The 18728-nt window shown below is 43.3% G+C and carries 19 protein-coding genes; 8 read left to right on the forward strand and 11 right to left on the reverse strand.

Going from position 1 to position 18728, the window contains the following annotated elements; all coding sequences use genetic code 11:
• The 4 genes from ACN0V2_RS11260 to ACN0V2_RS11275 form a co-directional block, all read left to right on the forward strand.
• Positions 1–367: murein hydrolase activator EnvC family protein (locus ACN0V2_RS11260; RefSeq protein WP_417550914.1), on the forward strand; the 367-nt coding region annotated here is incomplete at its 5' end.
• 24 nt (positions 368–391) lie between these two features.
• Positions 392–1711 carry a S41 family peptidase gene (locus tag ACN0V2_RS11265; RefSeq protein ID WP_417550915.1) on the forward strand — a complete coding sequence of 440 codons (1320 nt, stop codon included), beginning with the start codon at positions 392–394 and terminating at the stop codon, positions 1709–1711.
• A 13-nt stretch (positions 1712–1724) separates the two neighbouring features.
• Entirely contained in the window at positions 1725–2279 is a 555-nt protein-coding gene (locus tag ACN0V2_RS11270) for a DJ-1 family glyoxalase III (protein ID WP_417550916.1), read from the forward strand.
• A 12-nt stretch (positions 2280–2291) separates the two neighbouring features.
• Positions 2292–3095 carry a response regulator gene (locus tag ACN0V2_RS11275; protein ID WP_417550917.1) on the forward strand — a complete coding sequence of 268 codons (804 nt, stop codon included), beginning with the start codon at positions 2292–2294 and terminating at the stop codon, positions 3093–3095.
• On the opposite strand, the gene ACN0V2_RS11280 is transcribed toward ACN0V2_RS11275, so the two are convergent.
• Positions 3092–4036: a LysR family transcriptional regulator gene (locus ACN0V2_RS11280; RefSeq protein WP_417550918.1), complete on the reverse strand. Its 945-nt coding sequence runs from the start codon at positions 4034–4036 to the stop codon at positions 3092–3094. The two genes, ACN0V2_RS11275 and ACN0V2_RS11280, sit on opposite strands and share 4 nt — an antisense overlap.
• Before the next feature lie 52 nt (positions 4037–4088).
• On the opposite strand from ACN0V2_RS11280, the gene metE reads away from it, so the two are divergent.
• Positions 4089–6368, forward strand: coding sequence for a 5-methyltetrahydropteroyltriglutamate--homocysteine S-methyltransferase (gene metE, locus ACN0V2_RS11285; RefSeq protein WP_417550919.1), 2280 nt, complete (start codon positions 4089–4091; stop codon positions 6366–6368).
• A 31-nt stretch (positions 6369–6399) separates the two neighbouring features.
• On the opposite strand, the gene ACN0V2_RS11290 is transcribed toward metE, so the two are convergent.
• Positions 6400–7332 carry a LysR substrate-binding domain-containing protein gene (locus ACN0V2_RS11290; protein ID WP_417550920.1) on the reverse strand — a complete coding sequence of 311 codons (933 nt, stop codon included), beginning with the start codon at positions 7330–7332 and terminating at the stop codon, positions 6400–6402.
• Between the two features lie 154 nt (positions 7333–7486).
• On the opposite strand from ACN0V2_RS11290, the gene ACN0V2_RS11295 reads away from it, so the two are divergent.
• The gene (locus tag ACN0V2_RS11295) at positions 7487–7738 is read left to right on the forward strand and encodes a DUF2798 domain-containing protein (RefSeq protein WP_417550921.1); all 252 of its coding nucleotides are present in this window, start codon (positions 7487–7489) and stop codon (positions 7736–7738) included.
• Here ACN0V2_RS11295 and ACN0V2_RS11300 read toward each other — a convergent pair.
• The 4 genes from ACN0V2_RS11300 to ACN0V2_RS11315 are packed head-to-tail and all read right to left on the reverse strand — an operon-like array spanning position 7735 to position 11016.
• Positions 7735–8439, reverse strand: coding sequence for a (5-formylfuran-3-yl)methyl phosphate synthase (locus tag ACN0V2_RS11300; protein WP_417550922.1), 705 nt, complete (start codon positions 8437–8439; stop codon positions 7735–7737). The genes ACN0V2_RS11295 and ACN0V2_RS11300 overlap by 4 nt on opposite strands.
• Positions 8432–9016 carry a DUF447 domain-containing protein gene (locus ACN0V2_RS11305; protein ID WP_417550923.1) on the reverse strand — a complete coding sequence of 195 codons (585 nt, stop codon included), beginning with the start codon at positions 9014–9016 and terminating at the stop codon, positions 8432–8434. The genes ACN0V2_RS11300 and ACN0V2_RS11305 overlap by 8 nt, the downstream gene beginning before the upstream one ends.
• Positions 8988–10463: a DUF6513 domain-containing protein gene (locus ACN0V2_RS11310; RefSeq protein ID WP_417550924.1), complete on the reverse strand. Its 1476-nt coding sequence runs from the start codon at positions 10461–10463 to the stop codon at positions 8988–8990. Before ACN0V2_RS11310 ends, ACN0V2_RS11305 begins: the two co-directional genes overlap by 29 nt.
• Entirely contained in the window at positions 10456–11016 is a 561-nt protein-coding gene (locus tag ACN0V2_RS11315) for a flavoprotein (protein ID WP_417550925.1), read from the reverse strand. The genes ACN0V2_RS11310 and ACN0V2_RS11315 overlap by 8 nt, the downstream gene beginning before the upstream one ends.
• Positions 11017–11154: 138 nt before the next feature.
• Here ACN0V2_RS11315 and ACN0V2_RS11320 point away from each other — a divergent pair, with 138 nt between their 5' ends.
• On the forward strand, positions 11155–12468 hold the full coding sequence (locus ACN0V2_RS11320) for an NAD(P)/FAD-dependent oxidoreductase (RefSeq protein WP_417550926.1): 1314 nt from the start codon (positions 11155–11157) through the stop codon (positions 12466–12468).
• Between the two features lie 71 nt (positions 12469–12539).
• On the opposite strand, the gene ACN0V2_RS11325 is transcribed toward ACN0V2_RS11320, so the two are convergent.
• The 4 genes from ACN0V2_RS11325 to rd form a co-directional block, all read right to left on the reverse strand.
• Positions 12540–13097 (reverse strand): cytochrome b, encoded by a 558-nt coding sequence (locus ACN0V2_RS11325; RefSeq protein ID WP_417550927.1) that lies wholly within the window; start codon positions 13095–13097, stop codon positions 12540–12542.
• A gap of 90 nt (positions 13098–13187) precedes the next feature.
• Positions 13188–15602 carry a DNA topoisomerase (ATP-hydrolyzing) subunit B gene (gene gyrB, locus ACN0V2_RS11330; RefSeq protein ID WP_417550928.1) on the reverse strand — a complete coding sequence of 805 codons (2415 nt, stop codon included), beginning with the start codon at positions 15600–15602 and terminating at the stop codon, positions 13188–13190.
• 74 nt (positions 15603–15676) lie between these two features.
• Complete coding sequence (recF, locus tag ACN0V2_RS11335) at positions 15677–16753, reverse strand: DNA replication/repair protein RecF (RefSeq protein WP_417550929.1); 1077 nt, start codon at positions 16751–16753, stop codon at positions 15677–15679.
• Between the two features lie 112 nt (positions 16754–16865).
• Positions 16866–17030 (reverse strand): rubredoxin, encoded by a 165-nt coding sequence (rd, locus tag ACN0V2_RS11340; RefSeq protein ID WP_417550930.1) that lies wholly within the window; start codon positions 17028–17030, stop codon positions 16866–16868.
• A gap of 138 nt (positions 17031–17168) precedes the next feature.
• Here rd and ACN0V2_RS11345 point away from each other — a divergent pair, with 138 nt between their 5' ends.
• On the forward strand, positions 17169–18077 hold the full coding sequence (locus ACN0V2_RS11345) for a hydrogen peroxide-inducible genes activator (protein WP_417550931.1): 909 nt from the start codon (positions 17169–17171) through the stop codon (positions 18075–18077).
• Here ACN0V2_RS11345 and ACN0V2_RS11350 read toward each other — a convergent pair.
• Positions 18074–18700, reverse strand: coding sequence for a hypothetical protein (locus ACN0V2_RS11350; RefSeq protein ID WP_417550932.1), 627 nt, complete (start codon positions 18698–18700; stop codon positions 18074–18076). The genes ACN0V2_RS11345 and ACN0V2_RS11350 overlap by 4 nt on opposite strands.
• Positions 18701–18728 lie beyond the last annotated feature (28 nt).

Here is an 18728-nt window from a genome sequence, read left to right on the forward strand (position 1 = left end):
TTTGACCGGAAAAATACTAGCAAGCTATGGTAGCCAACGTAATCTTGATAAACTCAATTGGAAGGGCATACTGATAGCGTCTGAAAAAGGGACATCAGTAAAAGCTAGCGCCGACGGTAGAGTTGTCTTTGCTGATTGGATGAAAGGTTTTGGTCTGTTAATTATTATCGACCATGGCGAACAATTCATGACGCTTTATGGCAATAACGATAGTTTACTTAAAACAACCGGCGATACAGTAAAAGCGGGACAAGCGATTGCCCAAAGTGGCGATCAAGGTGTAAGACAAACCGCTGGATTATATTTTGAAGTACGTCATAAAGGCAGTCCGACTAATCCTATGCAATGGCTGCGCAAGCAAGGTTAACTAGAAATAAGGAATGAAGTTCATATGCGCTTTTTGAAACGTGATTTTGCGCTGGTAACAGCGGGTGTCATTATCGGCATCACATTGATTTTTGGCCAAATGGTGTTAGCCGATAAAAACCCTATCGTAAAACCTGACTTGCCAATTGATGACTTAAGGGCCTTCTCTGAAATATTCGGCCGCATAAAAAGTAGTTATGTTGAACCGGTTGAAGATAAAGTACTTTTGGAAAACGCCATTCGAGGCATGTTATCTGGACTCGACCCGCATTCAGCTTATCTTGATTTAAGCGAATTTAAAGATCTACGCGAAGGCACCTCAGGTGAATTTGGTGGATTGGGCATTGAAGTTTCCATGGAAGATGGCTTTGTGAAAGTTGTCGCCCCCATTGATGAAACACCAGCTGCTGAGGCTGGCGTTAAATCAGGTGATTTAATCATTCGTCTGGATGATACCCCAGTTAAAGGTTTAAGCCTGGCCGAAGCTGTTGAAATTATGCGTGGCGAACCGGGCAGCAAAATTATGCTGACCATTATTCGTGAAGGCGCTGACAAACCACTTAAGCTTGAATTGACACGCGCAATTATCAAAGTGAAAAGCGTCCGTACCGAGACATTAGATACTGGCTATGGCTATGTCCGTATCAGTACTTTCCAATCACCTACTGGGGAAAACCTGCGTGATGCCATTAATCAATTGAAAGTTGACAATGGCGGCAAACTTAAAGGCCTGGTCTTAGATTTACGTAATAATCCAGGCGGGGTTTTAGATGCTGCTGTTGAGGTATCAGATGCATTTCTGAATAAAGGCATGATTGTGTATACAGAAGGTCGTATCGAAGATTCTGATCAGAAGTTTCATGCCAAACCTGGCGATATGCTGAACGGTGCCCCGATTGTTGTGTTGGTTAATGGTGGTTCTGCTTCTGCCTCTGAAATCGTAGCCGGCGCCTTGCAAGATCATCAGCGGGCAGTAATTTTGGGTACTAAAACCTTTGGTAAAGGTTCTGTGCAAACTGTTATGCCGTTGACTAATGAGACTGCGGTCAAAATGACCACTGCGCGTTACTACACGCCTTCAGGCCGCTCCATTCAAGCTGATGGTATTGAGCCGGACATCAAACTTGATGCATTACAAATCAGTGCCGCTGAAGACAATGGTTTCCAACCGTTACGTGAAGTTGATTTGAGTCGTCATCTGGAAAATAGTTTAGTGGAAGATTCAGAATCTAGTGAAACACCTTCAGCAGAGGAAGAAGAAAAACAACCTTTAGCGCTTCGTGATTATCCACTTTCTCAAGCGCTTAATCTGCTGAAAGGTATGAGCATCATGAGTAAACGATAAATCGTTAATCATCATGAAAACCGTATTAATACCTCTAGCTGAGGGTTGTGAAGAACTTGAGGCAGTCACTCTGATTGATATTCTCAGAAGGGCAGAAATAGATGTTATTACGGCTAGCTTAACCGAACATCAACAAATTACAGCCAGTCGTGGTGTCCGATTAATAGCGGATACCACGCTGGATTTAGTGATTCATGATGAGTTTCATATGTTGATATTGCCGGGCGGCCAACCCGGCACTAATAATCTTGATGCTGATCCACGCATTCATGCTCTGCTTAAACGCTTGTTTCATGATAAAAAGTGGATAGGGGCAATATGTGCAGCACCTATGGTTTTAGCACATACTGGGCTGCTTAACGGACTGAAAGTCAGTTGCTATCCTGGTACTCTTGATCCAACAGAATGGCCCGAAGTTCAACTCAGTAATGACGCTGTAGTTTGTGATAACAAAGTCATCACTTCACGAGGCCCTGGAACGGCAATATCTTTTGCCTTGATGATTATCGAAAAATTGATGGATAAAACGACCCGCCAGCAAGTTGAAGCGGGCCTCGTTATTCGCTAAAACGGAATCAGCATGTATTCACTTAATGAGTCAGAACTCTCGATATTACTGGTTGAACCATCTTCCGTTCAGCTAAAAATTATCATGCGTGAATTACGGCAGGCAGGCGTGAATAAAATTGACGGGGTTCATGACGGAGCCCAAGCCATTGTGGCCATGCAAAAGTATCCCCCGGATCTAGTGATCAGCGCCATGTATCTGCCTGATATGACAGCAACCGAATTACTTGCTTCGATACGCCGAATTGATAATCTGGAAAACACGCATTTTATGCTGATTTCCAGTGAGTCAAACATCGAAACCTTGGAGCCATTGCGCCAATCTGGCGTTGTAGCCATTTTGCCTAAACCCTTTGATCATGCAAATCTACAAAGAGCTATCCGTACAACTTTGCAACATATTGATCCCAGTGAAATTGAATTACAAAATTATGAAGTAGAACAACTGGAAGTTTTGCTGGTTGATGACAGTCTGGTCTCACGAAATCACCTTTGCCGGGTTTTTCAAAATATGGGAATAACCCAGATCCATCAGGCCGGAAATGGCATCGAAGCCATAGAAAAACTTAAGCAGCAGAGTTTTGATTTAGTGGTAACCGACTTAAATATGCCGAAAATGGATGGACAGGCTTTAGTCGAACATATACGTAGTGAGATGGGTAATACGTTTGTACCCATTTTAGTCGTGACCAGCGAGCAAAATCAGACGCGGTTAGGGCAGATTGAGCAGGCAGGTGTATCGGCTATTCTGGATAAGCCTTTTGAGCCACAATCCATTCGTGAGATCCTTTACCGCGTTTTGGACGAACAAGACTAAACCATTACAACATTTTTGGATTGCTTTCCCAGAAAGATAAACTTTTGCAGATAGCCTACATCCTGGTCGGTTTCTCTAATCGCAGCAAACAAGGTTTTAGCTAATCCATCTCGCCCCAACCTGATAGCTTTTACCGGTAGCGCTTGGCAAAATTCCAACGCTAACCAGTTTGGCAGTACCGTCACACCTCTCTGCAATGCCACCATTTGCACCATGATATCCATTGATTGCATTGCTTTGGCTCGGGGATTGATACCTGCTGGCATCAAAAACTGAGTGAACACATCCAGACGTTCGTGCGCTACCGGAAAGGTGAGTAACAACTCGTGTTGTAATGCTGTTGCCTCTATGTAGGTATGCTTGCTTAACTCATGGGTTTCGGCTACCAGCAGCACAAGTTCATAATCAAACATCGGCTGATATATCACCCCCAACTGTTTCACCGCATCTGGCGTCACCAGTAAATCAATATGATGATTTAATAAACCTTCCATGCCGGAAAACTGGAATTGATGCACGATATCCACGTCCATTTGGGGCATTTCGCGCAGATAATCGGCTAATATTTTTTTCAACCATTCATAACAAGGATGGCATTCCACCCCAAGACGTAAAATACCTGCTCGACCTTCAGAATAGGCCTGCAGGGTTTGTTCGGTTTGTTCCAACACCGGTAAAACCTGCTGCGCCACCTGCAACATTAATTCCCCCGCCTGAGTCAGCCTTAATTTGCGACCATCTCGCTGCCATAGGCTGATTTCCAATTTCTGTTCCAGATAGCGGATCTGATGAGATAACGCTGACTGAGTCAGGAATAGGGCATTGGCTGCTGCTGTTAAACTGCCATTTTCTGCCAATGCTCGAATAATACGTAAATGCGTGCGCTCGATCATGTATGAAGATATCTCATCAATATGTAAATAATCATCATTATTACTCATCAATCAAGCTGATTACAATGAGCGGCTTTAAACCTGAGTGAGAGGATATCGAATGGTCAGCACACATAATCTTGGCTTTCCCCGTATTGGCCAGCAACGCGAATTAAAATTTGCTTTGGAACACTACTGGCGTGGCGAAATAGACGCTGATGCCTTACAGCAAACAGGTCAAACCTTGCGCCTACGGCATTGGGCATTACAAGCAAAACTCGATTTTGTACCGGTCGGTGATTTTTCTTTCTATGACCATGTCTTAGATACCAGCCAAATGTTGGGTAATCTGCCTGTTCGAGTAGATAAAAATGCCGATGCGTTAACCCAATATTTTCAGTCCTCACGGGGTCAAGCCGGCTCAACCTGCTGTAATCATCAAGTCGCGGCAGCAGAAATGACTAAATGGTTTGATACCAATTACCATTATCTGGTGCCTGAATTTACTGCTGATACCGACTTCGCAGCTAATCCAGATAGATTGTTAGCTCAAATTACAGAAGCAAAGACTGCGGGTTACAACGCTAAACCCGTATTGGTTGGTCCGGTCAGCTATTTATGGCTGGGAAAAAGTAAGGATCAAAGTGACAAACTAGCTTTGCTAGATAATTTGTTACCTGTTTATGCAGACATTTTGAACCAGCTAGCAACTAGCGGTGTTGAATGGGTGCAAATTGATGAACCGATTCTGGTGACAGAGCTCTCCGCGGAATGGCAACGAGCTTTGCAACAAGCTTATTTTTCATTGGCAAAATCGGGGGTCAAACTGCTACTGACCAGTTATTTCGGTGAACTTCAGCAAAACCTGCAACTGGCCTGTGAGTTACCGACCGCTGGCTTACACGTTGATGCTATTAATGCCGCAGATGAAATAACCCGGGTGGTTGATTGGTTACCGTCACATAAAGTGTTATCAGTCGGCATTATCAACGGTCGCAATATTTGGAAAACTGATCTGCATCGAGCACTTGAGCTGCTTGAACCTATTCATAAACGGCTTGCAGAGCGTTTATGGCTAGCGCCGAGCTGCTCTCTGCTTCATGTGCCTATTGATTTGCAATCTGAACAGCATCTGGATGCTGAGGTGCGTGATTGGTTATCGTTTGCAGTACAAAAGCTCGAGGAGCTTCAAATAGTAGCCCAGGCACTCAATGAAGGGCGAGCCAGTGTTGCTGCACAACTGGATGAAAATAAACTGGCCATTCAACGACGTCAGCAGTCCATTCGTGTTCATAATCCAGCCGTGAAACAGCGAAGTGAAGCGATTCAACCTGAGCTGGCACTGCGTCAAAGTGACTACGCTAAACGTGCCGCAATCCAACAAGCTGATTTGCAATTACCGGCATTTCCAACCACCACCATCGGCTCTTTTCCACAAACTAATGTGATTCGTCAGGCCCGTAAACAGTTTCGCCTTGGTCAGCTTAGCAATACCGAATATCAACAGCAGATGCAGGCGGAAATTCGCTACGCCATTGATAAACAGCTGGAATTAGATCTGGATGTTTTAGTGCACGGAGAAGCAGAACGTAATGACATGGTCGAATATTTTGGTCAACAGCTACAAGGCTTTGCATTTACGGATAATGGCTGGGTTCAGTCCTATGGTTCACGCTGTGTTAAACCACCCATTATTTTTGGTGATGTATCACGGCCGCGTCCAATGACGGTAGAGTGGACCCAATATGCCCAATCTCTTACCGAGAAACCGGTTAAAGGCATGTTGACGGGCCCAGTTACTATTCTCAACTGGTCGTTTGTCAGAGATGATCAATCGCGTAGCGAGACGTGTAAGCAAATTTCATTGGCCATTCGTGATGAAGTGATTGATTTGGAAGCTGCTGGTGTGAAAATCATCCAGATTGATGAAGCCGCGTTACGCGAGGGTTTGCCTTTACGGCAATCTCAATGGCAGGCGTATCTGGATTGGGCAGTAGAAAGCTTCAAGATCTCAGCCAATGGAGTAGGGGATGAAACACAGATCCATACCCATATGTGTTATTCCGAGTTCAATGACATTATCGAATCCATCGCCGCAATGGATGCCGATGTGATCACCATTGAAACCTCCCGGTCACAGATGGAATTACTGGATGTATTTCGCGACTTTGACTATCCAAACGCGATTGGACCCGGCGTTTATGATATCCATAGCCCGAACATTCCCTCTGAAGATTCGATGGTTGAGTTGTTAAAACTCGCTGCACAGCGTATCGATGAACAGCAATTATGGGTCAATCCTGACTGCGGTTTGAAAACCCGTCGCTGGGAGGAAGTAGAGCCAGCGCTGAAAGCGATGGTTTCAGCTGCCAGATTGTTGAGAAATCAACTTGCCGCTTAGCTAGAAAACCGGGTAGGGAGAATCGTTTTCTCTACCCGCTTTTTACATGCCACTTGTCAGGCAAATGCTCATACAAATAATCAAAAAATGCGGCGACTTTCGGTGTTTTGGCATAACGATCTGCCACACAGAAATAAAACTCTAAGGGTTCCGCTTCCGCTTTAACCTCTGACATATGCTCCGCACCAAATAATTGCTTTAATTGACCGGAGGCTAGGTACGGTTCTGCGACAAATGCTGCCAATCGGGTTATGCCGCCACCTGCTACCGCCATTTTAGCCAGCATATCGATATCATCACTTACCGCTGTTGCCTTAATATCAGGCTCATAACGACGACCATCACGAATAAAAGCCCAGCGGAAAATATGACCATCCACCGGGATCCGAAACATCAAACAATCATGATTTAACAAAGCCTGTGGTGTATCCGGATAACCTGCTCGCTGGAGATATTCCGGTGATGCACAAAATATTAATGGCAATGTCGCAATTCGTCTTGCCACCACCCCATCCTGTAATTGTTGGCGAATACGGATACTGATATCAATACCTTCTTTTATATGATCACTACGTCGATCTGTAGCCAATAATTCCAGGCTGATTTGTGGATAACGTTGATTGAACCCTGGAATTAATGGCGCCAACACATGCCTTGAAAAAGCAGCTGAACACGCAATGGTGAGCTTTCCTCCAACCTCACCCTGCATCGCTGAAACAGCTTGTTTGGCAAGCTCAAGTTCATTCAACAAGCCTTTGACCCGCTGGAAATACACCTCACCATTATCGGTTAAGGCCAGACTACGAGTTGTTCGAGTTAATAAACGAGCACCCAGCGCGGCTTCTAGTCGAGCAATATTTTGACTTGCTGCCGCGGCACTGATACCAAGACGACGTGCAGCGGCTGCAATACTTCCCAGTTCAACTGCTCGAACAAATGTTTCCACACCGCGCATTGTATCCATAAGCCATTAATATCAATTGTTTGAGAGTTTCGTAAGATTAGCTTATGAGTGTTTATAGTGTCTAGCGGCTACTGGTAAGCAATCTCCAGCGGTAAGGTAGCCAGCATTAAATGAGCTGGGGGCTGAAATGAAAAATAATTCCAACTGTGTAAACATGTCTAAAAGAACATTTGGCAAACTACCTGCGCGACTTACACCTTATGTGTTTGCCTTGTACATGGCTTCGATTATGGCAGCATTGATGTGTTTGATTATTACCGCAGTTCATCAGGGTATTAATGGAAAGCTTCTTTATGAGGCATTTGTGGCTTATAAAGTCGCCATGCCAGCAGCATTTGTATGTATTTTGTTCGTACGACCTTTAGTCATGGCTTTGGTTAAACGGACCGTTTCAGCTGGCATTTAACCGGTTTTGACTTTTGGCATGCCCGCATTCATTTGGCTGTGGATCAGTTTAGCTAACTCTGGATCCAGAAAACTGGTGCGGGTCTGCTGATGGCATAACGCACTACGAAAACCTAAATAATCGGCCTCCAACGGGCTTAGCTGTTGAATATTTTCGATTTTCAAGGCACCGGCCAAACCGCACAGTAACATTGCAGACTTTGCTTCAAATACAAATTTCTTTAATGTTTCGATGGATAAATGGTCGAGTAAACCCTGACCATTCTTTGTGGCGGTATCCAGCATTACTCCGGCAAAACCTGCTTTGGCTAACGTTGGAACCATTGTTTGTGCTGGCAATTGATCGGCAAACATTACAGCGATGACTGGGGTATGGATGGCTTTGATTGTTGACTCGAGTTGCTCAATGCAACGGCTAAGATCCGGTTCATCAAAGATACCGATTTTGACATAATCAACACCCGTCGCAGCCATGTCTAAAATTGCAGCAGATAAGATATCCGCATGCATCGTTAAATCTCCCACCGTCGCACTGCACAGACAACGATGATTAACCCAGCGAACAATCTCTGTTACGGTTTGATGCGTTAATGCGCCTAGAGCGCCTTGTGAAGGGTTTTTCATATCCAGGATATCTGGTAGGTGCTCAACCAGTGATTGAGCCTCTTCAAGGGATTGTACGCTGGCCAGCCACCTAGTCATGATTTAACTCTATTCCGGCAAGTTTGACTCTTTCCATTAACCAATTCCATGCTTCCAGTTCTCGTTCACCTGCAGTTTTATCTATTGCAATAGTGAGATAGGAGATCTCCTCACGGATTTTCTGTTCAGATAACATGTCTAGGCGACTAACCAGAATAGCCGCTTCTATCACAGCATTCTGGGCGCGATTAAAGCCTCTGAAGGGTTTGTGGTTAACATCGCAAATCACCGCACCATAGAAACACGCACGCGGATCTGTGTCATCCAACCGAACCATCTCCAGTTCGATATGTGATAACGCGTCGCTGATGTATTCACCTTCTATCTGCTGACAAGGAGAAGTCGGCCAGTCACGATGACCTGTTAACGCCCCAGCAAAAATCCGCACGTCATCGACAAAGTTAATCGAGCATTGGCCATGACGGAGCAGGTTGTCATAAGTGCTTGATGGCTTAAAGGGTTTAATCTGAAAGTGACCATTCACTTCCGATATGCCCATTGGTGCTAAATGCGGTTTACCATTTTCAGCTATCGTGACAACGATAACTTCATGTATCCGACTGATCAGCCGTGCCACAGGCGCGCTCCTTTTTATTTGGTTTTTCAGCCTCGGCTGTTCCGCAGGCCCGCTCTTTACGTTTTTTCATGGTGGTGCCTTCCGTTTTTTGTTCGGTCAGGTCTTCCTGTTCCAGTTCAACAGCACATCCCCATTGTAAATCTTCATCCTGGGTATAACGTTTCCCTAACTGCCAGGCGATCTGGGCGCGGGCCAACTCAACACCAAGATAAAAGGCGTGCCCCGGGTCATCTTTCACCTGCAGCTTTGGGTAAAAAGCAAAGGGATCGGTGTCCTGTAATAATCCATCTCGATTAAAAACATAAATACCTTGAGGGGCCGTTTTTATCCGGTAATTAGGATCTTTTATATTTTCCGAGAGCTGAATAATTTCCTGCTCAGTATCCGTAAACGGCCTGCGTTCGTGGCTGACCAGTAAGTCTGCTGTGAAATCACGCGGCAGACTATTATCATCTCGTGCAGCAAACATCATCCGCCTAGCTACATCTGCTTCTTTAATTGCGCGCCGGGCATGAGGGCTGACTTCGGTAGCCAGCACATTGGTAATTTTTAACTCAGAAATAATGCCAAACAGCAGGGCATTAATTCCGCTGGTATCCGCATCCGTCAGTTCCGTCAAGTTACCAATTCCCATCATCATTGGCGCATCAGGATACTTCTGTCTTAGCGTATGGTAACGAACAATGGAGTCGGTCAGGCCAAAGTGAATCGGATCCAGAATCGGATCGGCAATCCAGGGTTTACCGATTTTATCCATAGCTTCCATGGCTCGCTCTAACGATGCTAGGGAACCGGGTTCTGCGGGGACTAGAATAGGGATAGCATCGGTCTCTTTGGCTAGGTCGATGGTTTCTTCCGTAAGACTCAGCAAATAATCCGCTCCGGCGTTAGCCGCTCTTCTGAGGTCATCTAACGATAGTGAGTCCACACTAACCTTAAAGCCATTGTCATGCAGGGCAGCTATAGCTTCTTCCATTAATGGAAATTTTTCTTCCGGCAGGCAACCGATGTCAATCACATTGGCACCCGACTCCCCATAATAATGTGCCCGTTCCAAAATGCCTTCAATATCCCGTTGCGGTGCATCGACAATCTCGGCAAAAATATTTACATCATAACGACTAAGATCTGGAATCTTTCGAGCTTTGCCAAAGAATAATGGTAAATCTTTAATCTCATCAGGACCTCTTACCACTTCAATATTCAGGTGCTTACTCAACTCAGCCAAATCTCCTCGGCAACGGCCAGGCACGATAATCTGTTTGCAGCCAGCATAGTCCTCAGGTTTTAAACGTCGGGCAATCATCTTATCGGTCATCAAGGCTGCAACGGATAAACCCAGTTGATGCACTCTATACTCAAAGGGTAATGGCGCCATTTCCTGTAATACTTTTTCAACACTCGGTTGAGCAAGTTTACCGGTGAGAAAAAGAATGGTTTCAGCCATGATCGACGTTAACTTGTTCCAAACGTTTTTTCAGAGTTTCGTATAAGGCTTCTGCTGAATCCACCACAGTAGTTGCCTCAAAGCTTCGAAGTTTTTCAGTATGAGCCAGATCCACTGCTCTTGGCCATAAACGGACCATTCTATCCGGGGCAGGGGTATCAACTTCTGGTATTGCATCACAGGCCAATACGATACTTGGCACCCGACATTTTCCAGCTTGTGCGTAGACGTTTGTGACGAGTGTATCTGATAACCCCATGACCATTTTGGCCACTGTATTGGAAGTGGCTGGCGCAACGACCAGTGTATGGTAATCACCACGATAAAATAACCCTACTGGTGGCGAGCTTGCGGCTCGGTCCCGATACACATGGCCACCATTGTTCAATGCTTTGGGGTCATGACCATACATGCGAATAACTTCTTCTCCAGCGCGGCTGTAGAACAGGTCGACATCAGGTAATTCACGGATAATTTCCAGACATTCGTCCAGATAATGACCCGACCCCGAGATTGCCCAGGCCAGTTTTGGCTTTTCAGGCCTTGATTGCATTTGATGATCTCACTTGATATTAAGCTATGAATTTTGCCAGAGTCTGACTTAGTAGTAAAAATAAGATAGGTTCAGCTTCTTTATATAAGTTAAAATTAATCACAAATTTTGCAACGGATTGATGGGAGTCGCAGATCTATGTCAGAAGCAGTGCCAAAAATTGTAGTTGTTGGTGGCGGAGCGGGTGGCCTCGAATTGGTTACCAAGCTGGGTAAAAAACTTGGCAAAAAAAAGAAAGCCCAAGTCACGCTGGTCGATAGCACTCATACTCATATCTGGAAACCGCTTTTGCATGAAGTTGCGGCAGGTACCCTTGATTCGCATGAAGATGAAATTGAATACCTTAGTCAGGCAATGTGTAATGGCTTTCGTTTTCGTCTAGGCAAGATGGATGGTTTAGACCGTCAAAATAGAAAGATCATGGTGGCACCGACTTATAACGAAGACGGCCTTGAAATTATTCCACGACGGACCTTTGATTACGACTACTTAATTATTGCTGTAGGTAGTGTTAGTCATGATTTTGGTATTAAAGGTGTACGTGATCATTGCCTATTTTTAGATACCACCAAACAAGCCGAATTTTTCCAGAATCAACTGTTAGAGTCCTATTTGCGTGCCCACACACAGGGCCGCCCACTAGATGAAGGTCAATTGAATATTGCCATTGTCGGCGCGGGCGCTACCGGCGTTGAGTTATGCGCTCAACTTTATGAAGTTTCACACCTGTTAAATGCATATGGGCTGGATGAAGTTAAACCGCAAGATGTAAAACTTTCTCTAATTGAAGCGGCTGATCGTATTTTGCCTGGTTTGCCTGAAAATATTTCAGCAGCGGCCCATGAAGAGTTGAATGAATTGGGCGTTGAAATCCTTGCTGGTGAGCGGGTCATTGAAGTTACCGATTCTGCAATTAAAACCCAAAGTGGCCGAGATATACCTGCAGCAATCAAGGTATGGGCTGCAGGAATTAAAGCACCTGAGTTTTTGAAAGATATCGACGGCCTTGAAACCAATTGGATGAATCAATTGGTCGTAAAGCAAACACTGCAAACTACTTTTGATGATGATGTATATGCCATTGGCGATTGCTGTGCATGCAAGTGGGTTGGCCAAGAACAAAATGTTCCGCCACGTGCTCAAGCGGCCCATCAAATGGCGTCATTGGTTTATAAATCTATTATTAACCGCATGAAAGACAAAGAACTACCCGAGTACCATTATCATGATTATGGTTCGCTGGTTTCTTTAGGCCGCTATGGTACTGTTGGAAACCTTATGGGCAACTTGAGTAAAGGCAGTATGAAAGTCGAAGGGCTGATGGCTCGTTTAATGTACTTGTCTTTATATAAGATGCATCAAATGGCTTTATTTGGCCCCTTCAGAGTAGTTATGCTATCGCTGTCACATCTATTCCGTCGTAGTGTTCACCCAAAAATCAAACTACATTAAACAATAACTTTATTTATCAACAAAGAAGGCCCTTTTTAGGGCCTTTTTTGTTGATCACTTAGCCAAGCTAATTATTTCCATAATGACATCCGACTGGTCACCTCAGTGCCTTTTAGTCGATGTTTTAAAGCTGCGCCTACATGAACAACTAATAATCCAATAAAAATATATGCCAATGTTTGGTGAATATCAGTAAAAGTCTGCCTTGCCGCAGCATCAGCTTCCGCCAAACGAGGAAGAGTTATCCCCCAAAGCTTTGTATCATATTTACTGTACATCGATTGCAGGTAGCCAGTTATCGGCATAGCAATCAGCAATCCATACAATAAAAAATGCACAAACCCGGATAGTTTCTGTTGCCAATTAGGCACACTTGCAGGGAGCGGGGGAGCCGCGTGAGTTAATCGCCAGACCACACGTAAAACGATGAATGCAGCGATAGTGATCCCCATTGATTTATGTAGCAAAAACCAAAAGGCGCGAATGCTTTCTTGTCCTGGTGGTAGTTCTGATTCTTTCGGAAGACCAACCATCCATAGGCCTAAGCCAAGCATAAAAAATATCATCGCCGCTATTAACCAGTGCAACACTATTTGGCCCTGATTATAACGAGCGCCATTCATCGACATCTTTTTCTCCTGAAAATTAAACAAACGGCCATTCAGAATGACTGAATGACCGCTTTTGTGACCGTTCTAATCGGGAAGAATTCCCTAACGTTAAATATCCAGATTTGATGCCTGTAATGCATGGGTTTCAATAAACTCTCGGCGCGGCTCTACATTGTCGCCCATTAACGTATTAAAGGTTTCATCAGCGGTAATTGCATCAGAAATTCGTACCTGCAATAAACGGCGCTTAGATTTATCCATTGTGGTTTCCCACAATTGCTCTGGATTCATTTCACCCAAACCTTTATATCGCTGCACGTGCTGACCACGACGCGCTTCAGCCATCAACCATCTAACAGCTTGCGAGAAATGCTGAACATTTTCATTTCTTTCGCCGCGCTCAATCCTGGCCCCATCACCAAATAGGCCATTGATTTTATTAGAAAAAGACATAATTTTTTGGTATTCCGTGCTAGCAAAAAACTCACCCGGTACATGAAAGTCATTACTAATACCATGCCGAGTAAAGCTGATATTGACATGAGGCATAGGATCTTTATCGTGCTTTTTCAAATCTAGTACGAAGTAGGTTCCGGTTGGCATTATTGAGTTCATTCGTAACTCAATTGCTTTTAACCAATCTTTCATAGCAGCATTATCGGTGAATTCAGGAATTGCCGTTTGATAAATCAATTCATCTAAAAACGCAGGGTAGTAATGATTAGCAAGGCGGGTAATGATCGCTCTAATAGTTTGGTATTCATTTACCAGCTGCGCTAACGCATTCCCTTCAATTGGAGTCGATTCTGCTGTTGGATAAAGTACTGCATTGGTCAAAGCCACTTCTGTTAAATAACGCTCCATTTCTGCGTCATCTTTAACGTAACGTTCTTGTTTACCCTTTTTAATTTTATATAGTGGCGGCTGAGCGATATAAACGTGTCCACGTTCAATTAGCTCTGGCATCTGTCTATAGAAAAATGTCAGGAGTAAGGTACGAATATGTGAACCGTCGACGTCCGCATCGGTCATGATAATAATGTGATGGTAACGTAGTTTTTCTGGATCATATTCATCACGGCCAATACCGCAACCCAGAGCCGTAATTAAAGTACCGACTTCCGCTGATCCGATCATCTTGTCAAATCGCGCTCGTTCAACGTTTAAGATTTTTCCTTTCAGAGGAAGAATTGCTTGTGTTCTTCTATCCCGGCCCTGTTTGGCGCTACCACCTGCCGAGTCCCCTTCCACTAAGAACAGTTCTGACTGAGCAGGATCTCGCTCTTGGCAATCTGCTAATTTCCCAGGTAAACCAGCGATATCCAAAACACCTTTACGGCGGGTTAATTCTCTTGCCTTTCTAGCTGCGTCACGTGCCCTTGCCGCATCAATCATCTTATTGGCAATAAGTTTTGCTTCGCTTGGATTTTCAATTAGAAAATCCTGGAAATGTTCATTTACTAATGACTCGACAATGGTACGAACTTCAGATGAAACCAATTTATCTTTTGTTTGAGAAGAAAACTTAGGATCTGGCACCTTCACCGATAGCACCGCTGTTAGACCTTCACGAGCATCATCACCGCTTGTTACTACTTTGGATTTTTTCGCCAAACCTTCGCTTTCAATATATTGATTTAAGCTTCTGGTCAATGCTGCTCTAAATCCCGCTAAATGCGTGCCACCATCTCGTTGCGGAATATTATTGGTAAAACAATAAATATTTTCCTGATATGAATCATTCCACTGCATCGCCAATTCAACGACAACGTCATCTCGGGTGCCGCTAATATTGATTACATGCTCGTGGACAAATGTTTTATTTTTATTTAAATGAGTAACAAAGGCTTTGATACCACCTTCATAATGAAAGACTTCTGTTTTTTCATCTCGCTCATCAGTCAGGACAATTCTGACACCAGAGTTTAAAAACGCGAGCTCGCGAATTCGTTTTGCAAGAATTTTGTAATCATAGGTGATCTGAGTAAACGTTTCTTCACTAGGCCAAAACTGTATTTTTGTACCTGTTGCTTCAGTTTCCTCAAATGCTGTTAACGGCGTATCTGGTACACCATGGGTGTAATTTTGTTTGTGCATGAATCCATTACGTTTGATTTCCAGCGTCAATTTTTTTGATAAGGCATTAACGACAGAAATACCAACACCGTGCAACCCACCAGAAACCTTATACGAATTATCATCAAACTTACCGCCAGCATGCAGTACGGTCATAATTACTTCTGCAGCTGAAACGCCTTCACCTTCATGCATATCAACTGGAATGCCGCGACCATTATCTTCCACTGAAACAGAATCATCTGGATGGATACGTACATTTATTTCTGTACAGTGCCCCGCCAAAGATTCATCAATAGAATTATCTAAAACTTCAAATACCATGTGATGCAACCCAGTACCGTCATCGGTGTCACCGATATACATACCAGGGCGTTTTCTAACGGCGTCCAATCCTTTTAAAACTTTAATATTGGAAGAATCGTAACTATTGTTTTCAGTGGTCATAAATTAATCCATTTACAGCAAGATGATGCATAAACGCCCATTCTACTATGTATCGTCGTTGGTTGACAGCGCGACTATTCCGGTCTAATTTCACCACGTTCCACGTGGAACATTATGTCATTTTCATCCCTATTTATGGTTGTGTTTAGTTCCGGATTAGTGGTTGATATAAATGACTGGACTTGTAAATTCTTAATACAATTTAGTACTGAACGTTGGTGATGAATATCAAGTTCAGAGCTAATATCATCAATTAACAAAATACTTTTATGTTGATTTATTTCTTGTAGCAATGAAATTTGAGCTAAATTAATGGCTAAATAAAATAATTTTTGTTGACCGCGTGAACACATTTCAGCTGGATCATGACCATCGATTCGTATAGACCAATCTGCAGCATGTGGGCCTGAACGTGTATAACCAAGAGCGATATCTCTATTGATTGTAGTTTGTAAAATTTCTGCAAACTCATATTCTTTAGGCCAACCAGTTAAATATCTTAATTCAAATTTTGCATTGCTGAACTCGCTGCACAAATTATTAAACCAATGTTTAAATCTAACTACTAGCTTTCCTAAATAGTCATTTCTGTACTCAGCTAATTTTTTACCATGATTAATTAATGCAGAATCCCATACTTGTATTTCGCTAATGGGCTTTGAATTTCGTAAAGCAGCATTTCGTTGTGATAATACTTTTTTATATGATTGCCAATGAAATAAAAAATCTTGTTCCACGTGGAACAATCCCCAATCCACAACTTTCCTTCGAAACCCTGGGCCCAATTCGAAAAATTGATGACAATTAGCAGAGATATATTGAAGGGGGAGATGACTTGCTAATTCAGAAAGTTTTTTTAGCGGGGCATTATTTAGTCTAATCTGCAGACCAGTAGAGAAAGAGAACTGCAACCCAACTGGAATGCCCGGGCTAATTCTGGCGAATACTTGACACTGTCGCTGATCAGTTTGAATAACATGCTTTAAGTTACGAGTTCGAAATGAACGCCCCATACCTAGCAAATAAATAGCTTCCAGCACGCTAGTTTTTCCAGATCCATTTTCTCCGATCAGAAGATTTACACCTGCGGCAGGATAAACTACTGACTGTTGAAAATTACGAAAATGGGTGAGTGAAAGTTCCGTCAGCACGATGTTATCAAACAATAATAAGAGTATTTCGTTTTATGATTATTAAATTGAAATTGATACCACACAACAACCAACCGCAACGATGGATTAAAAAGTTTTATAATTTTGTTAGTTAAATTTCTACCATTTCAAAATCTTCTTTACCTACACCGCATTCTGGACACTCCCAATCTTCTGGAATATCGTCCCATGCTGTTCCTGGTGCAATACCTTCTTCAGGTAAACCCTTCGCTTCGTCATAAATAAAACCACAAACTAGACATTGCCATTTACGCATAAATTCTCCAGCTAATATTGTTGAAACATAGTGACATCTTACAACAAACAGTTTTTTTATAGGCTTAGGATTTGCAACTTAAACTATGATAAATTAGGGAACGAATCATTAACTAGATAATAAGTGACTAAAACGATTATGAGACTTCCGACTTTACGCCAACTACAGTACCTTACAGCAGTAATCGAAGAAAAACATTTTGGACGTGCTGCAGAAAAATGTCATGTCACACAATCAACTTTAAGTGCCGGGATCCAAGATTTGGAAGACTTATTGGAAGTGGGCTTATTAGAACGCACCAATAGAAAAGTGCTCACCACTCCGATTGGAGAAGAAGTAGCCGAAAGAGCTCGGCAAATATTGTCATTAAGTGATGATTTAGTTGATTTGGCACAAGCCGAAAAAAATCCTTTAGCTGGCAGAATTCGGATTGGCGTTATACCGACCATTAGTCCTTTTTTATTGCCTCGTGTGTTGCCACGTATTCGCAAACAGCTGCCCCAACTTGAACTATTACTGATTGAAGATCAATCGGAAAGATTATTGGTACAGGTTGAAAATGGTGATATTGATGTGGCGATATTAGCCTTTCCATTCAATACTCGAAATTTGAATTATCGAGTTATTGCAGAAGAGCCATTCTGGGTAGCACTTCCCAAACAACATCCATTAAGCAGCTACGAGTCATTGCAACCACATCAATTGCCCGTCAATGAATTATTGCTATTAGCGGAAGGCCATTGCATGCGGGAACACGCCATTAGCGCTTGTCAATTACCAGCCTCCGCACAGCGCCGCAGCGTTCAAGCTACCAGCTTGTATACATTGATCGAAATGGTGGCTAGCGGTTTAGGTATTACCTTAATTCCACATATGGCGATTAATTCCGATATGGTTCGTCATGCGGAAATATGTTTACTTCCACTCAAACTCGATAGTCTTGCTAAACGCGAAATAGGATTGGTGTGGCGGCCCAGCTTTCGTCGTACCAGTACCCTGGAACAATTGTCACTAAGCTTTACTGCAGCGATGGAAGAAAACCGCTAACCTTTGATCGCATATTCAGAACGGATTTGAATGAAACTTTGCCTTATTAAGACCGACGTAAACGGCGCTTGATAGCGTGCCGTGAGCAAGCCTTGTGGATTAACTAAAAAAATCGCATGTTCTAAGTCATGCTCTAAATAAGCTCTACTTCGGGTAAAAAAAGATAACAAAGACGACTTATCTGATACTGAGCCAGAACTGGCAAGGACCTGAGCATTGAGATTTTGGGATTGACTGAGCGCAACTAACTCGTTTGCCTGCTGCCCAGAAGTATCAATCAGCACGACTTGGACTGCCCGATTGGCTAACCCCGCTTTGAGGTTACTCAAAACTTTAAGAATAGCCTCACAATCTATGCAATTTGCCGAGGTTAAAAAAACAAATGTCCAATTTCCAAAGAATGCATCGTTTGTAAACACCACATTATCAATGTTATACGCAAGCATCTGCGGTATTTCCAAAGGTGGCTCGAACACCGTCAGCATCGAATGGCTTTCAGGTGATAGTGAATTGGATTGTTGATCCTGGTTAAAGGTCAGAAAAAACAATAGCAATAAAGCAACCAAGCCAAGATATGTCAGCAAAAAACGCTTAGAATGAACATTTTTAAACATATTTTGCATCGTTGGCTCTCCGCGGTGACACCCTAAC

Origin of the sequence: Methylophaga sp., assembly GCF_048266885.1 — a bacterium.
Taxonomy (GTDB): Bacteria; Pseudomonadota; Gammaproteobacteria; order Nitrosococcales; family Methylophagaceae; genus Methylophaga.